Below are 14,357 nucleotides of genomic sequence, written 5' to 3' on the forward strand. Positions count from 1 at the left end.
CTTAGAGCGCCTGCCGCAGCCAGTTCTCCACGCCGCTGATGTGCACCGTCACCAAGGCCTTGACCAGTTCGGTGTCTCCACGTTCCAGGGCATCGGTAATGGCGCGGTGCTCAGCCAACGTGTGGGCAACGGCCTTCTCCTGCGTGAGGCCGCGCCAGATCCGGGCACGGACCGTGCTGCTGGAGAGGGCTTCCAGGAGGCTGCTGAGGTAGTCGTTCCCTGCGGCTTCGGCGATGATGCCGTGGAATTCGAGGTCGTGGGTCACGAGTTCTTCCACCGGAGTGTCCTCGTTGATTCCGTCCATGGTTCCGCGCAGCTTCTCGATGCCCTCAGCGGTGATCTTGCCCGCAGCCAAGTGCGCGGTGGCCGGTTCAAGGATTCGGCGGACCTCGAAGAGTTCAAGGATGGAGCGGTCCTGGTGCAGGTCCACCACGAACGCCACGGCCTCGTTGAGCAGCTTCGCGTCGAGGCTGGTCACATACGTCCCGTCGCCACGGCGGACATCCAGCACACGGATCAGTTCCAGCGCCTTGACGGCTTCCCGGAGCGAACTCCGGGACAGTCCAAGCCGCTCGCTCAGTTCCTTTTCCGGCGGCAACCTGTCGCCGGCCTTGAGTTCCCCGCGGATCAGCATGTCCTTGATCTTGCCGATCGCCTCATCTGTGACAGCCATGGACCAATAGTAGTCACCAATGATCGGATGTCTCGGTTCGCCACGTCCTCACCCAACTAGGTCGCAGTTGTGCGCGTTGTGAGCCGTCAAAACGCGCACAACTGCGACCCAGTTGGGTCCGTTAACCAACGACGGCGGCACCCGGTTTCCGCTGTTACGGAACCCGGGTGCCGCCGTCGGGCACTAACCGGAGGTGCTAGGAGTCACCTCCGGGCATCGGACGGTTGGCGATGACCGGGGCGCTGCCCGTGTAACCGTCACGGGTGGCGGCGATCTCGTGGATCTGCTTGCGGCAGAGGAACCAGCCCACCACCATCAGCGCGCATGCGATTGCCGTGACAAGCATTGTGAGCGGGGACTCGATGAACACCATGATGAGGACGCCTGCAAGGAAGACCAGCGACAGCCATCCTGTGTACGGCGCACCGAACAGCCGGAACGACGGGCGTTTGAGCCACCCCTTGTCCGCCCAACGCTTCAACTGCATCTGACACAGGACGATCGTGGCCCACGTGACGATGATGCCTACGGAGGCGACGTTCAGGACGATCTCAAAAGCATCGGACGGAACGAGGTAGTTCAGCGGAACACCCAGCAGCGAAACGCCTGCCGTGATCGCGATGCCGCCGTAGGGCACACCGGCCTTGTTCATGCGCTGGGCAAACTTTGGAGCGGAACCGGCTACAGACATGGAGCGAAGGATACGGCCGGTGGAGTACAGGCCGGCGTTCAAGGAAGAGAGCGCAGCGGTGAGGACCACGAGGTTCATGATCACATCCACGCCTTGTACACCGATGGAACCGAAGAACGTCACGAAGGGGCTAACGCCCTTCTCGTATGAGGTGTAGGGGAGGAGGAGCGCCAACAGGATGACAGAGCCCACGTAGAAGACGGCGATGCGGAAGACCACGGAGTTGATGGCCTTGGGCATGATCTTTTCCGGGTTCTTTGTCTCACCTGCGGCAGTGCCGACAAGTTCGATCGAGGCGTAGGCGAACAGCACACCCTGCATGAGGATGATCATCGGCAGGATGCCGTTCGGGAAGACGCCGCCGTTGTCGGAGATCAGGCTGAAGCCGACTGTCTGGCCATCAACCGGCGTGCCAAAGATAACGAAGTACGTGCCAACCAGGAGGAAGGCCACCAGCGCCGCAACCTTGATGAGGGCGAACCAGAATTCCATCTCGCCGAAAACCTTCACCGAGACCAGGTTCAGGCTCAGCACCACCACAAGGGCGATCAGGGCCCAAGCCCACTGCGGAACGGCACCCATCCAGGGGACGTACTTGCCGAAGAAGTTCATGTAGAGCGCGGCCGCCGTGATATCCACAATGGTGGTGGTGGCCCAGTTGATCCAGTAGAACCAGCCCGAGACGAAGGCTGCTTTCTCGCCAAAGAATTCACGGGCGTAGGAGACGAACGAGCCCGATGAGGGGCGGTGAAGCACCAACTCGCCGAGGGCGCGAAGGATCAGGAAGGCGAAGAAGCCACAAACGGCATAGGCGATTACCAGTGACGGGCCGGCGGCGTTGAGGCGTCCGCCTGCGCCAAGGAACAGGCCGGTGCCGATAGCGCCGCCGATAGCGATCATCTGGATCTGCCGGGGCTTCAGGTCCTTGTGGTAGCCCGAGTCCTCCTTGTGGAGGGCCTTCTCGCTGGCATGCGCTTGGGCCGGGACCGTGTGGTCCGTGATGGGGTTGGTCATGGGAATCCTTACGGGTGTCCTGGTACTGACGGGCGCTGATTGGGGTTTCGGGCGCGCGGAAGTTTCCTGGGGTGGGGTGCCTCAAATGGCGGGACGGCTTTACAAGCCGCTGGGCTTTTCCTGGCCGGAATCGGCCTACTTGCTCAGGTTTGCCAGACGTTCGGGGCTGAGCAGTTCTTCAAGCTGGGCTGCGGTCAACAGACCGTGCTCCAGGACGAGTTCTGCTACACCCTTGCCGGTGGCCAACGCCTCCTGGGCGATGGCTGTGGCGGAGGCATAACCGATGTGCGGGTTCAATGCCGTGACGAGACCGATCGACTGCTCCACGGTAAGCCGTAGCCGTTCGGTGTTTGCTGTGATGCCCCGGACACAGCGGGCCGTAAGGGTGCGGCACGCTGCTTCCAGGTGGGAGATGCTCTTGTGCAGGCTGTGCACAATGATCGGTTCGAAGGCGTTCAGCTGGAGCTGTCCTGCCTCCGCGGCCATGGTGACGGTGACATCGTTGCCGATGACCTCGTATGCCACCTGGCTGACCACTTCCGGGATCACCGGGTTGATCTTGCCGGGCATGATCGACGAGCCGGACTGCACTGCCGGCAGGTTGATCTCGCCCAGTCCCGCACGCGGTCCGGAGGACAGCAAGCGGAGGTCGTTGCAAATCTTGGAAAGCTTCACCGCGACGCGCTTCAAGACGCCGGACAGGTGAACGAAAGCGCCCACGTCCTGGGTGGCCTCAATGAGGTCAGCGGCCGTGAGGAGCGGGAGGCCCGTGATCTCGGCCAGGTGGCGGCACGCGGCTTCGGCGTAGCCTGCGGGAGCGTTCAGTCCCGTGCCGATGGCCGTGGCGCCCAGGTTGATCTCGTGGATCAGCATGTGCGACTCGTCCAGGCGGGCGCGGTCCTCGCCGATGGTCACGGCATATCCGCCGAATTCCTGGCCCAAGGTCATGGGCACTGCATCCTGGAGCTGCGTGCGGCCCATCTTCACGACTGTCCGGAACTCCCGGCCCTTCTCGGCGAAGGCCACTTCGAGTTCCTCAAGGGCCTCCAACAGTTCCTTGACCGAGAAGATCGTGGCGAGGTTGACCGCCGTCGGGTAGACGTCGTTGGTGGACTGGCTCAGGTTCACATGGTCGTTCGGGTGCAGCTTGGAGTAGTCGCCCTTGGGGTGGCCAAGGATTTCCAGCGCACGGTTGGCGATGACCTCGTTGGCGTTCATATTGGAGCTGGTGCCCGCCCCGCCCTGGATCACATCCACCATGAACTCGTCGTGGAGCTTGCCGTCCAGGATGTCCTGGCAGGCCTGCTCGATGGCGTTGGCTCGTTCTGCATCCAGGAGCCCGAGTTCGTGGTTGGTGCGGGCGGCCGCCTGCTTGACCGCGGCCAGGCCCCTCACCAAGTGCTTGTTGGTGGAGAGCGGCTGCCCGGTGATGGGGAAGTTTTCGATGGCCCTGAGTGTGTGAACGCCCCAGTACGCATCTGCAGGGACGTTGCGGTCCCCCAGGAGGTCGTGTTCGGAACGGAGCGGGATCGCCTGATCGACGGTGGTCATAGCTGTCCTTAGTTCGTGGTGAAAATCTGTGCCGCGCGGAGCTCTCCAACCGGGAGTCCGCCACCAAGCACGGGTGGACTCTGAAGCGCATCCAAGCTGCCGCCGTCGAGCCCCAACTGGCGAAGCACCTCAACGGTGATGGGCAGGCGGGCGCGGTCTCCGCCGTCGGAAATCTTTACGGCCAGCCCGCGACCGTCAGCGAGGCCAACAAGCTGAAGGCCCTCGAAGCCGTCCTTGGCGAGCAGTCCCGGGACCGCGCGCATGAGGGCGGTGACGTCGCGGCCTTCGCCGGCCACCATCTCGGGGAAGCGGCGCATGGCGTGTGCCACTTTGCCTTCGTTCGTGTCCTGGTTGGCGGCAGCGAGGCGACCGTAGGCGCGGGCCATGCCGTGCAGCGAGTGTGCGAAGAGCGGCGTGCCGCAGCCATCCGTGCTCACCGCGGCGGCTTCCTCGCCCGTCAGCTCTGTGATGGTGTCCCGGACCAGGACCTGCAGGGGGTGTTCCGGGTGCAGGTAGCCGTCCACGGACCAGCCGTTGATGACGCACGTCGCCACCATGGAGGCATGCTTGCCGGAGCAGTTCTGGGCCAGTTGCGTGGGGCCGTTGCCCTCGCGGAGCCACTCGTTGCGCTCTTCGAGTCCGTAGGGCAGGTCGGTGCTGTTGCCCAGCGCGTCCTCGGTCAGGCCGTGGAGTTTCAGGATTTCTGCGGCGCCGTCGCGGTGCTTCTTGCTGCCCGAATGGCTGGCGGCCGTCAGGGCAAGGAGTTCCTCGGGAATGTCCAAGCCCGCTTTGAGGAGTGCGACTGCCTGGAGTGGCTTCAGGCTGGAGCGTGGGTACATCGGAGCATCCGGCTGGCCCGCTTCGATCGCCGTGCTGCCATCGGCGTTGAGGGCGATCAGCGAGCCATAGTGGATGCTTTCCACCAGTCCGTCGCGGGTCTGCTCGACGAGGGGGACATGGTTGGGCGTGGTTGCTCGTGCCGTTTCGGGGCGGGGCATGGTGTCCTTTAGGTGGTTCATTTGCTGAGGATCGTGTCCAGAGCCACGCTGACGGCCTGCAGGTGTTCTGCCATGGCTTTGCTGGCGGCTTGGGAATCGCCCGATTCGATGGCGTTGAGGATGGCGACGTGTTCTTCATCGGAGCGGTGCTGGCGGTCCGCCACGAGGTTCAGCGTCTCGGACTGGTGGGCCAGCGCGTCACGGATATCCTGGACGACGCTCGCGAACACGCGATTGCCGCTGGCACGCGCGACGGCGGAATGGAAGCTGGCGTCGAGGCTCACCCAGGCTTCGGGATCATTTTCGTTCAGCATCTCCTGGACGATGTCCTTGAGATGCTCGAGTTCCTCGTCCGTGCGCCTTTCGGCCGCGAGCCCTGCTGCCGGGATCTCGATGTGTGGCCGCGCTTCGTTAAGATCGCGCGCGCTGTACTGGCCCAAGGTAAGGTCATTAGCAACCTTGTTGGCCACGACGAACGTGCCTTTGCCGGTTTTGGTTGTGGTGAGGCCCAAGGTGTTGCAGGACCTCAAAGCTTCCCTGATGACGGAACGGCTCACGCCGTACTGCGCTGCAAGGGTCGCTTCCGAGCTCAGCTTGGTGCCGATATCGAATTGCCCGCCCTCGATCGCCCGCCGGAGGGCGGCAAATACGGCCTCGGCTGCGGAGATGCGCGAGATGGGCGTAGGCGTAGCCCGGCTCTGATCCGCGCCTTGCTGTCCGGCTGTCCGGCTGTCTGACAGGTTCACATTACTGAATATGGCACGGGTCACAAGGCACTGTCAACGCTGAAAGAACCGCTTCACGCTTTGGCTTCATAGAGCGCTTACGACGGCGGCAGTTGCGTGTTGCTCTCGGCATTCCTTCGGTGTCCTCAACGGCGCATAATGACAGGCATGACGGCCGGTGGAACAACCGGGAGAGCTTCGCAACTGCCCCGAATCACGGTGGAGGTGCCCGTGCTCCATGTCGGAGCGCGGCTGGAGGACTTCGGCCGCTACGTGGATTCCGTGCGTCGGCCCGAGGGTCTTCACATGACGTTGCTTCACCTCGGAATCCTGGACCTGCTGGTTGCCGACATTGTTTCCTGGAGCCGAGGTGCGGCTCAGGCAGATCGGGTGGCTGCGGAAGTAGCCAGTTGGCTCAGGGGGTTGCCCGTGCTGGACGGGTTCCTCGGAAAATCCGAGAAGCTCATCACGCTCGGTGGCGGACGGGTGAGCAGCCTTGAGGTTTCAGTGCCGCAGGCCGTCCATGACTATCAGACCTTGCTAGTCCAAGGGCTGCATGTCCTTTTGGGTGACCTTGGCCTGGACAACATCGACGATTTCATCCTTAGCTCTCCCGCACTTGGGTACAGGTCGCCACGCTGGGTGCCGCACGTGGCGGTTGGCCGTTCCCGAAGCAAGCATGAGGCGCCCATAGAGTTGGAAAGCGTTGCGTTGGAGTTTGGTTCCTCGCGCATCAGGAACGAGGCATCGCTGCCGTCCGTTGTGTAGGGCGACTCCCGTTTCCTAGTTAGAGGTTTTCCATGCTGCCCCGCGCCCTGTTCCGTACTGTTGCCTTTGCCGAAGCCGTGACGTGGACGCTTCTGTTGATTGGGCTCTTCCTTAAGTACGTCACGCGGACCACTGATCTGGGAGTCAGCATCGCCGGAGGCATCCACGGGTTTGTCTTCCTTTGCTATGCGTTTACCGCTGTCTTCACGTGGATCAACCAGAAGTGGTCTGCGGGCACTGGCTTGTTGGCCGTTGTGTCGGCGGTGATCCCGTATGCCACCATCCCCGTTGAGAAATCCTTGGATCGGCGGGGACTGCTGACTGGCGAGTGGCGCCTTGCTGCTGGGCGCGAAGAACCTGTTGGTGCACTGGAGAAACTGCAGGCCTGGGTGCTGGCGAAGCCTTTGATGGCTTTGGTTGTCGTGCTGGTGGGTGTCGCCGCGGTGTTCAGCTTCCTGCTTTACCTGGGACCGCCGGATACGTGGTTCTCGTAGGGCTGCTTGTGTCAGTACTCCCCGGCCAACTTCTCCGCAGCTAATTGACGGATCCAGTCGGGGGTTTCCTTGCCAAGCCGACGATCGCAAACCACGCAGAGCCGTGCTGCCGCGATCTGGACGCCGCGATCGTACGATGCTGGCGATGGTCTCCGGGCGTAGGGGGAAGCATTCTGCTCGGTTTGGACCGATTGCACTCTCTGGGTTTGAAATTCCACTGTGAACCTCCTGGTCAAGGCAGCGGGCTTGCCTGGTCAACGTTGGCTTCTGGTAATTGAACTTCTGGGCAGTCACTTGGTTGCACCTTGGTAGTGGGCGAAGGGCCCGCATTGTGACGGTCGGAGAGGGTCTCGGCAGCGTCCATTAGATCCAAAGTCGCACCCGAGAAGATCTTCAGTTCTTCAGAGCTCGGAGTGGATTCGGCCAAGACTGCCATTACTTGCAAACCCAACTGCGCTCGGCGGGGCTCCTCCGAGAGGACGCTGTCGAAGGCCCACTGGGCTCGTCGCCACCACTCCGACCGGTTATCAGAAGCTGTCTTTTGGTGGAGGGATCTCCAAGCGATCCATCCTGCAATGCCTGCTGCCACTAGGGCTGCGAAAGGAGCCAAGCCTGCCAGGAACTGCCACCATTCGGCGGGAGCGGCATGGAGGTTCACATCGATAGGGTTGGGAAGTGGCGGAGTCACAAAACCACGCTACGAAGAACGGCCAACTGTCAGGAACGGTCGAACGCGGCTATGTGGACAACTCGCGCCCACCGATGTCCCTATCGAGGAGCCGCGGCGCCGGGGCAGCCCCAGGATTGGGGGTTTTGTTCGCAGGTGTCGGTGACGAGGGCGGTTTCTGTTTTCCAGACTTTGATGGTTTTGGGTGGTGTGGTGAGGTTGAGGGTTCCGTTGATGGGCAGGGGTGGGCCGTTGTTGACGGAGTAGGTTCCGGTGAAGGTGGTGGTGAGGTTTACGGGGTAGTTGCCGGTGGTTGTGTAGTTGTGGCTGGTTCTGGTTTCTGTGGTGAGCCATCCGGTTTGGGGGAGGGAGTATCCGGCTGCTGGTGTGGGTCCGAGGGTGGTGCCGTCGCCGAAGGTGTAGGTGTAGGTGGTGGGTGTTGCGGTGAGGTGGACGTGTTGGCCGAGGATGGTGAGGTCGAAGGCCTGGTTTGTGGTGGTGGCGTAGAAGTTGGTGGGTCCGCCGATGAGGGTGTTCGGGAAGGGTTGTGCTTGAAGGGTTCCGGGGTTGACGGGTAGTTGCCGGAAGTCGGTGAGGATCCGTGCAGCGATGTCGGCCAAGACGTCCGCGGGTTCTGAGTCGTACAAGCATGCAGGTTTCCCGTCCACGGGTTGCCAGTCCGTGTAGGTCGGGTTGGAGATTCCCTTGGGTGCCCTCATCCAGATGACCGGTGAGCCTTTTTCCTCTCCTGGCGCCCGAGGAGGGCACTGAAGGGTGATGCAGCCCATCTCCCGAGAACCTGGACCACCGACGCGGCAACGGAAATCGGCTTTGTACTGAAACGGGTCTTCTTCCACCGCATCGATAGACCCGAGGGAGGAATTCGGGAGTCTAGTCTGTTGGTCGATTGCAAAGCTTGCGCCAACTGCGACTGACCGGTGTGTGAACCCAGCTTCCGGACTCGGGACCGTGGGAATCTCAAGTGCCAAATGGCCTAAAATTGCGATACTCACGGTGACCAGCGCGACCATGTCTCCTAGCCGCATGCTCACCGGATAACACCAAGATTGGTGACCGTCCAGATACCGTTGCTGAAATTGGCGAAGAAGGCTGCACCGTCATTCGTGGCAGAAGTCGGTGCGCGGCCCTGTGAGCCGTCAGAGTTCATGTAGACGATTTCCTGTTGAAGAACCTGGACCTTCGCTGATTGCTGGTTCCCATGTGGCTGCCAGAGGACTTCGATGACTGGCGTTTCGTATTGGCCCCCGACAAGCCAGCGATTGTCCGTGTAGTTTGTGGCAACTGCCGACAAGAGGTCGGAACAGAGGACACACTCAACTGCTGACAGGTCTTTGGCAGCGTGTCCGTCACCGGTTTCGTATGCGTAACTCAACAGCTGGAACCAATACCGAATGAACGCCTCCAGCCCCTCCTTCGAATTCTCCTTCGCCAGGGCAGGCATCATGGGCACCGGCACGTTCTGGGCCTTGCCGTTTGCATCCGCTGGCTTGTAGGCGCCGCTGGATGTCGGTGCCGGCGTTGGGGTTCGCGACGCCGCCGCGCTTGAGGCGGGTGGCGCCGTCGTCGTGCTTGTTTCGGGTGGCGTACTGCCGCCTTGGCAACCGGTGAGCAGTACCAATGCCGAGACTCCGACGGCGGCAGACAGTGAATGAAAAAGCGATCGGGCAGATGGCATGACAGACTCCCCAGTGACTGTTGTGGCGTAGTGCTCGCCAGTCTAGGCAGGGAGAAACCCAGGAATCACCCCGAACTAAATCGCATGTGGATAACTACCCCCGCAGCTTCTCCATGTCCCGCCGGTCCTTTTTGGTGGGGCGGCCGGCGCCGCGGTCACGCTGGGGAAGGCCCAACGCCGGAAGGACGGGCCGCGCCGGAGTGTGGTCGGTGAAGCAATGGGAAGCAGCCTCTGCGCCGACGCGCTTCGCGATGAGCCTACGTACCTCAAAAATCCGTTCCCATCCGGATTCGCGCACGCGGATAGTGTCGCCGACAATCACGGTTTGTGAGGCTTTCACCGGGTTGCCATTGAGGCGCACGTGCCCGGCACGGCAGGCAGCGGTGGCAGCGGAGCGTGTCTTGTAGGCGCGGATGGCCCACAACCAGGCGTCGACACGGACGGTCGCGGGGGAAGAAGACTGACTGCTCATGATTCAGTCGAGTCTAGCGAAGGCTGGAACGGTGGAATGCCTACCGGACCGTCACCTCAACCCGTTGCGCCATGTTGTTCCCCAGACCTTGGTAATTCCACACCTGCTCACTCGGCTGCAGCGCGCCGGACGAGTCCATGGCCCGGCACCGCAGCTCATGCTCACCAGGGGTGGCCACCCACACCATGGACCACGAGCGCCACGCGAAGTCGCCCATCGGATCGTCCAGATGTGCGGGCATCCAGTCGCCATCAATGCCCACCTCGACGCGTTCCACTTCGCCATGCCCCGACCACGCGCGCCCTTGGAGCATCACCGGTCCGGCATCCACGACGCGCCGCCGGGTGAAGAAGTCAGGGATACCCGGGGGAACCATCAAGGAACGAACCCGGATGTGCGACACGGGAAGTCCCGGACCGTCGGGCCCTTGGAGGTAGTGATAGGCAGTGGCTTGCTGGTAACCCATAAACCGGGACGTCACGGCTTCGATCGATGTCAACCACTTCACGCTCGCCATCCCGTACCACCCCGGGACAAGCAACCTCACGGGGAAGCCATGCTGCGGCGGCAACGGCTGGCCGTTCATCGCGTAGACCAGCATGACCGCAGGGTGCATTGCCTCGGCTATGGTCAGGCTTCGCGCGTATTGCTCTTCGGCGCCACCCTGGATGCCGCGGTCCGCCCCAGTGAAGACAAGTTCGACGGCGTCGCTCGCCAAGCCTGCCTCCTCCAGCAGGGGTGCCAACGGAGTCCCGGTCCACTCGGCAGTGCCCACTGCGCCAAGGACCCAAGGCTGGCTGAGCGGGCGCGGTTGCAGGAGCGAGCGTCCGTTTCCGGCGCATTCCAGGGTGACGGGCATGGTCACTGCGGGTCGTGCCTTGAGGTCGTCGAGGCTTAGTTCCAAGGAATTCGTAACAGCCCCGCCAAGCCGCAGGCGCCAGGTTTCCGCCGAAAGGAAGGGAACATCGAAGTGAATCAGCAGGTAGTGCAACCCCGCGGGGGTGATGTCGTCGTGGAGCGCTTCGAGCGGCATCGAATGATTGCGCCCTGCGAGCTGGAGCTCTTCGTGGGTCAGCGGACCTTGCGTCGGCTGGCCGGGGGTGGCGGCTACGCCACGTTCAATATGGGGTGTGGACATGGGCGGCGGCGTTCTACTGGGACCTGACGCTGCGGGGTGCCGCAGCACTTAGGTCAAGGATCACGCCGCGCCGGAGCACCGTCAATAGTTCGTTGTGGGGCCTGCTCTGCGTGCTAACCCAGAGGAATAGCGCGCAGAGTGGGCCTCGCTACGCAAACAGGACTAACGGCGCCGGAGTTCCGGGTACTCCAGGTGAGGTGCAACGGTTCCGGCGTCGCGCTCCAGGAAGTTGACGGCCGGTGCCACGATGTCGTCAATTTCGTCCAGGACGGCTTCGCTCAACACCACGTCGGCGGCCTTGAGATAGTCCGTCAGGTGTTCCTCGGTCCGCGGCCCGATGATCACGCTGGTCACGGCAGGATGGTTCAAGGCGAATGCCACGGCCAGCTGGATCAGGGTAAGTCCATGCCGGGCGGCAAGCTGGCCCAGGGCGTCGGCCGCGTGCAGCTTGCCCTGGTTATAGGGAGCGGTCACGTCGAAACGGCCGGGCAACGCGGAGAATCGCGAACTTTCGGGCTGCCCTGCGCCCACCCGGTATCCACCGGCGAGCCAGCCGCCGTCGAGCGGTCCGTAGCTCAAAACCCCGACGCCGTACTGCTGGGTGATGGGGAAAACGTCGCGTTCGTTGGCACGAACCAGCAGCGAATAGGGGACCTGGTCCACCACCGGGGGCGTGAGGTGGTTGGTGTTGGCGATCCACTGTGCTTCCACGAGTTGCGCCGGACTGAACACGGACGTGCCGTAGTAGAGGATCTTGCCCTGGCGGATGAGGTCGTTCAGGGCCGTGATGGTCTCAAGGAGGTCTGTGTTGTAGTCGGGCCGGTGTGCCTGGTAGAGGTCGATCCGGTCCGTATTCAGCCGGCGCAGGCTGTCCTCGACCGCACGGACAATCCAACGGCGCGAGTTACCCGCGTGCGCCGGGTTGGAACCCATCTGGCCGTGGAATTTCGTCGCCAGGAAGACATCATCGCGTCGGCTGTGAATGGCCTGTCCCACCACGGTTTCGGCCTCGCCCTGGGAGTAGATGTCGGCGGTGTCGACGCTGGTGATCCCGGCGTCCAGGGCGGCCTTGATAATGCGGATGCTGTCCGCCGGCCCTGTTGGTGCCGTTCCTGTGCCGAAGTTCAGGGTTCCCAGGGTCAGTGGGCTGATCAGGGCGCCAGTGCGTCCAAGCGTCCGTAGCTCATTGAGGCTCATGTTGGCTTCCTGTGGTGGGTCTGAATGTCCAATCGAGGCTACACAGCGGCGCGGCGCGCAGAAACGCAAGCGGTAGGACTTCTTCGTTTTTCGTCTTGCGAAGTAATGGAAGAGGCCTTACTTCGCGATATTTCTTGACATTCGGCAACACAAATGACTCGGGAATCAACAAATATTGAGGTTCTTCGAAACGCGTGAATTATGGGAAATGAGTTCAAACGACGCACGAAGGGGACAGCGAAATGACGCAGACAACAGTGGAAGAGACCGCGGCCATCAAGGCTGCCTTTGCGCAGTTCCCGTCGGGTGTGGCCGCCTTCAGCGCGATGGTGGATTTCACGCCTGAAGCGTTGGTGGCGTCGTCCTTCACAGTTGGTGTGTCCCTGGAACCACCCCTGGTGATGTTCGCCGTGCAGAACTCCTCCACTACGTGGCCCAAGCTGCGCCAGGCGAGCAGGCTCGGGGTTTCCGTACTGGCTGAGGGCCAGGAAGCCGCTTGCCTTCAACTTTCCTCGAAGACCCGTGATCGCTTTGCCGGACTGTCTACCAGCGTCGCCGATTCGGGTGCGGTGCTGATCGACGGCGCGGTTCTTGGCTTCGAATGCGAAGTGGTATCGGAAACGCCGGCCGGGGATCACGCGATTGTGGTCTTGGAGGTTAAGGCAACCACCGTCAACCACGACTCAAAGCCACTCATCTACCACAGCGCCGCCTTCAATAAGCTGGCCGCCTAGGATCAGGAGTTCCGGCTCACGCCGCTCAACGAACCTTTACGGATCGGGCTCGGAGACTTTCCCTTGGTGGGGGTCTTTGGGCCCGTTTTGTTTGGTCCGTTGTTGTCGGACGGTTTGGTCCCTGGCTGCTTCTGGCCGTTTCCCGATGCAGGCGAGGAGGCCGCTCCGGCGTCCGGGCCGGACCCGTTTCCAGTCGACGGCTTTGCCGGCGTTCCGGAGTCGTCAATGTCCCGCACGGTCACCTTGATGGCCGGAGGCTGCCCGGCTTTGGCCCGCTCGGCGGCCCTTTCGTCGGCCTTGGCGACGGCGTCGGCCCAGTCCTTCGAAAGGAGCGGTTGCTCCTTCGCGGCGGCCACGATCAAAGGGTGGTGCGCGGTCTGGTTTTCCAACGCATCCTTGACCTGGTTCGGATTTGGCAGCTTTCGCGGGTCCACCTTCGACTTCCACGAGCCGTCCTTGACGGCCGCAGCCGCCCCGGCGATCCGGCGTCGGGCATCGCCCAGGAGGTCGCGCTTGGGCGGGACGGGAGCGGCGGGTGTTTCCACCACGAGGGCCGGCGCCGGGGGCGTCAACGGTTCCTCGACGGCAGCGGCAGCGATGGCCTCCACCTGGGCGGTGTCGGGATGGGAGCCTGCGGCGAGTTGGTCCAAGGGGGAGCCGGCCACCTCGGCGGGAAGAACGACGCCGGGACTCACCCGTACAGGTCCGCGCACCGGATGGCGGGGCAGATGGACGATCGGAGTGGTGTCCTTCTTGGGGAAAATCCCCACCATCGCCAACAGAATGATCGACAGCAGCCGCCCTACTCCGGCCACAACCAGAGTGATGATGATGACCAACCCGAGACCCAGGAACATGAGGACGGCCATCCCCAAAGTACCCAGATACGTCAGGTTGATGGCGAGTGTTGTCGGATCCTCCACTTAGCCTCCCCTGGCCGTCGTTTTGTGATGCGCGCGTTGCCCACCCAGCTTGCTTCATCCAGCCTACGGTTCAGCACTGACGGAATCACGCGCGGCTCCGGACTCTGGCGCGGTTGTTTCGAAGCTGTTATCTGGCGTGGGAAAATATGTTGCGCAGCTCTCATTTACAGCCTCGGAAAGGGGCATTTTGACGCCTGATCCTACGCGCCTCCGCAACGGCGCCTGCCCCTGTTTGTCGGGTGACCAGTACGACGATTGCTGTGGACGGTTCCACCGCGGAGAGGCCGACGCGCCTACGGCCGAGCAGCTCATGCGCACCAGGTATTCGGCCTTCGTTGTCCTGGATTCCGGGTACCTGCTCCGCACCTGGCACGCCACCACCCGCCCCGGTTCGATGGAGCTGGACCCGGACGTGCAGTGGCGGCGGCTCGACATCCTCTCCACAACGGGAGGCGGACCGCTGGACTCACGGGGCACGGTTGAGTTTGCGGCGCACTACAGGCACGACGGCAAACGCGGAGTCCAGCGCGAACTCAGCCGTTTTGTACGGGAAGACAAGTGTTGGTACTACGTGGACGGCAACGTGGTTTAACGCCGCGGTGAAGGTGCCGGCGGA

The 14,357-nt window shown here is 62.6% G+C and carries 15 protein-coding genes; 4 read left to right on the forward strand and 11 right to left on the reverse strand.

Features of this window, described 5'->3' with window-relative positions; translation table 11 throughout:
- Position 1 precedes the first annotated feature (1 nt).
- The 5 genes from ACFVSJ_RS07620 to ACFVSJ_RS07640 all read right to left on the reverse strand — a co-directional run bounded on the left by ACFVSJ_RS07620 (position 2) and on the right by ACFVSJ_RS07640 (position 5,673).
- A complete protein-coding gene (locus ACFVSJ_RS07620; protein ID WP_387435611.1) occupies positions 2-673 on the reverse strand; it encodes a FadR/GntR family transcriptional regulator in 672 nt (223 codons plus the stop codon).
- 196 nt (positions 674-869) lie between these two features.
- Positions 870-2,378, reverse strand: a complete 1,509-nt coding sequence (locus ACFVSJ_RS07625) for an amino acid permease (RefSeq protein WP_387435612.1) — start codon at positions 2,376-2,378, stop codon at positions 870-872.
- A gap of 135 nt (positions 2,379-2,513) precedes the next feature.
- Positions 2,514-3,929 carry an aspartate ammonia-lyase gene (gene aspA / locus ACFVSJ_RS07630; RefSeq protein ID WP_387435614.1) on the reverse strand — a complete coding sequence of 472 codons (1,416 nt, stop codon included), beginning with the start codon at positions 3,927-3,929 and terminating at the stop codon, positions 2,514-2,516.
- An 8-nt stretch (positions 3,930-3,937) separates the two neighbouring features.
- Positions 3,938-4,948: an asparaginase gene (locus tag ACFVSJ_RS07635; protein WP_387435616.1), complete on the reverse strand. Its 1,011-nt coding sequence runs from the start codon at positions 4,946-4,948 to the stop codon at positions 3,938-3,940.
- Positions 4,945-5,673: a FadR/GntR family transcriptional regulator gene (locus ACFVSJ_RS07640; protein WP_387435618.1), complete on the reverse strand. Its 729-nt coding sequence runs from the start codon at positions 5,671-5,673 to the stop codon at positions 4,945-4,947. The genes ACFVSJ_RS07635 and ACFVSJ_RS07640 overlap by 4 nt, the downstream gene beginning before the upstream one ends.
- A gap of 147 nt (positions 5,674-5,820) precedes the next feature.
- Here ACFVSJ_RS07640 and ACFVSJ_RS07645 point away from each other — a divergent pair, with 147 nt between their 5' ends.
- Entirely contained in the window at positions 5,821-6,420 is a 600-nt protein-coding gene (locus ACFVSJ_RS07645; protein ID WP_387435620.1) for a hypothetical protein, read from the forward strand.
- A 32-nt stretch (positions 6,421-6,452) separates the two neighbouring features.
- Positions 6,453-6,914, forward strand: coding sequence for a DUF3817 domain-containing protein (locus ACFVSJ_RS07650; protein ID WP_387435622.1), 462 nt, complete (start codon positions 6,453-6,455; stop codon positions 6,912-6,914).
- A 768-nt stretch (positions 6,915-7,682) separates the two neighbouring features.
- Here the strand turns inward: ACFVSJ_RS07650 and ACFVSJ_RS07655 are convergent.
- From ACFVSJ_RS07655 to ACFVSJ_RS07675, 5 genes are all read right to left on the reverse strand, one after another.
- Entirely contained in the window at positions 7,683-8,300 is a 618-nt protein-coding gene (locus ACFVSJ_RS07655; RefSeq protein ID WP_387435624.1) for a hypothetical protein, read from the reverse strand.
- Between the two features lie 329 nt (positions 8,301-8,629).
- Complete coding sequence (locus ACFVSJ_RS07660) at positions 8,630-9,277, reverse strand: DUF6318 family protein (protein ID WP_387435626.1); 648 nt, start codon at positions 9,275-9,277, stop codon at positions 8,630-8,632.
- A 94-nt stretch (positions 9,278-9,371) separates the two neighbouring features.
- Positions 9,372-9,749 carry an RNA-binding S4 domain-containing protein gene (locus tag ACFVSJ_RS07665; RefSeq protein WP_387435628.1) on the reverse strand — a complete coding sequence of 126 codons (378 nt, stop codon included), beginning with the start codon at positions 9,747-9,749 and terminating at the stop codon, positions 9,372-9,374.
- 40 nt (positions 9,750-9,789) lie between these two features.
- Positions 9,790-10,887 carry a sulfite oxidase gene (locus ACFVSJ_RS07670; protein ID WP_387435630.1) on the reverse strand — a complete coding sequence of 366 codons (1,098 nt, stop codon included), beginning with the start codon at positions 10,885-10,887 and terminating at the stop codon, positions 9,790-9,792.
- A 162-nt stretch (positions 10,888-11,049) separates the two neighbouring features.
- Complete coding sequence (locus ACFVSJ_RS07675) at positions 11,050-12,084, reverse strand: aldo/keto reductase (protein WP_387435632.1); 1,035 nt, start codon at positions 12,082-12,084, stop codon at positions 11,050-11,052.
- Between the two features lie 242 nt (positions 12,085-12,326).
- On the opposite strand from ACFVSJ_RS07675, the gene ACFVSJ_RS07680 reads away from it, so the two are divergent.
- Positions 12,327-12,818, forward strand: a complete 492-nt coding sequence (locus ACFVSJ_RS07680) for a flavin reductase family protein (protein ID WP_387435634.1) — start codon at positions 12,327-12,329, stop codon at positions 12,816-12,818.
- 2 nt (positions 12,819-12,820) lie between these two features.
- Here the strand turns inward: ACFVSJ_RS07680 and ACFVSJ_RS07685 are convergent, their stop codons facing one another.
- Positions 12,821-13,741, reverse strand: a complete 921-nt coding sequence (locus ACFVSJ_RS07685; protein ID WP_387435635.1) for a hypothetical protein — start codon at positions 13,739-13,741, stop codon at positions 12,821-12,823.
- A 187-nt stretch (positions 13,742-13,928) separates the two neighbouring features.
- On the opposite strand from ACFVSJ_RS07685, the gene ACFVSJ_RS07690 reads away from it, so the two are divergent.
- A complete protein-coding gene (locus ACFVSJ_RS07690) occupies positions 13,929-14,333 on the forward strand; it encodes a YchJ family protein (RefSeq protein ID WP_387435637.1) in 405 nt (134 codons plus the stop codon).
- Positions 14,334-14,357 lie beyond the last annotated feature (24 nt).

This window comes from Paenarthrobacter sp. NPDC058040, from assembly GCF_042885775.1.
GTDB lineage: Bacteria > Actinomycetota > Actinomycetes > Actinomycetales > Micrococcaceae > Arthrobacter.

Excerpts from the sequence above, each read along its gene's own strand:
- ACFVSJ_RS07660 (WP_387435626.1), bottom strand. The coding sequence starts at position 9,277 with ATGCCATCTGCCCGATCGCTTTTTCATTCACTGTCTGCCGCCGTCGGA.
- ACFVSJ_RS07665 (WP_387435628.1), bottom strand. The coding sequence starts at position 9,749 with ATGAGCAGTCAGTCTTCTTCCCCCGCGACCGTCCGTGTCGACGCCTGG.
- ACFVSJ_RS07650 (WP_387435622.1), top strand. The coding sequence starts at position 6,453 with ATGCTGCCCCGCGCCCTGTTCCGTACTGTTGCCTTTGCCGAAGCCGTG.
- ACFVSJ_RS07680 (WP_387435634.1), top strand. The coding sequence starts at position 12,327 with ATGACGCAGACAACAGTGGAAGAGACCGCGGCCATCAAGGCTGCCTTT.
- ACFVSJ_RS07620 (WP_387435611.1), bottom strand. The coding sequence starts at position 673 with ATGGCTGTCACAGATGAGGCGATCGGCAAGATCAAGGACATGCTGATC.
- ACFVSJ_RS07655 (WP_387435624.1), bottom strand. The coding sequence starts at position 8,300 with ATGAGGGCACCCAAGGGAATCTCCAACCCGACCTACACGGACTGGCAA.
- ACFVSJ_RS07645 (WP_387435620.1), top strand. The coding sequence starts at position 5,821 with ATGACGGCCGGTGGAACAACCGGGAGAGCTTCGCAACTGCCCCGAATC.
- aspA (WP_387435614.1), bottom strand. The coding sequence starts at position 3,929 with ATGACCACCGTCGATCAGGCGATCCCGCTCCGTTCCGAACACGACCTC.
- ACFVSJ_RS07670 (WP_387435630.1), bottom strand. The coding sequence starts at position 10,887 with ATGTCCACACCCCATATTGAACGTGGCGTAGCCGCCACCCCCGGCCAG.
- ACFVSJ_RS07635 (WP_387435616.1), bottom strand. The coding sequence starts at position 4,948 with ATGAACCACCTAAAGGACACCATGCCCCGCCCCGAAACGGCACGAGCA.
- ACFVSJ_RS07675 (WP_387435632.1), bottom strand. The coding sequence starts at position 12,084 with ATGAGCCTCAATGAGCTACGGACGCTTGGACGCACTGGCGCCCTGATC.
- ACFVSJ_RS07625 (WP_387435612.1), bottom strand. The coding sequence starts at position 2,378 with ATGACCAACCCCATCACGGACCACACGGTCCCGGCCCAAGCGCATGCC.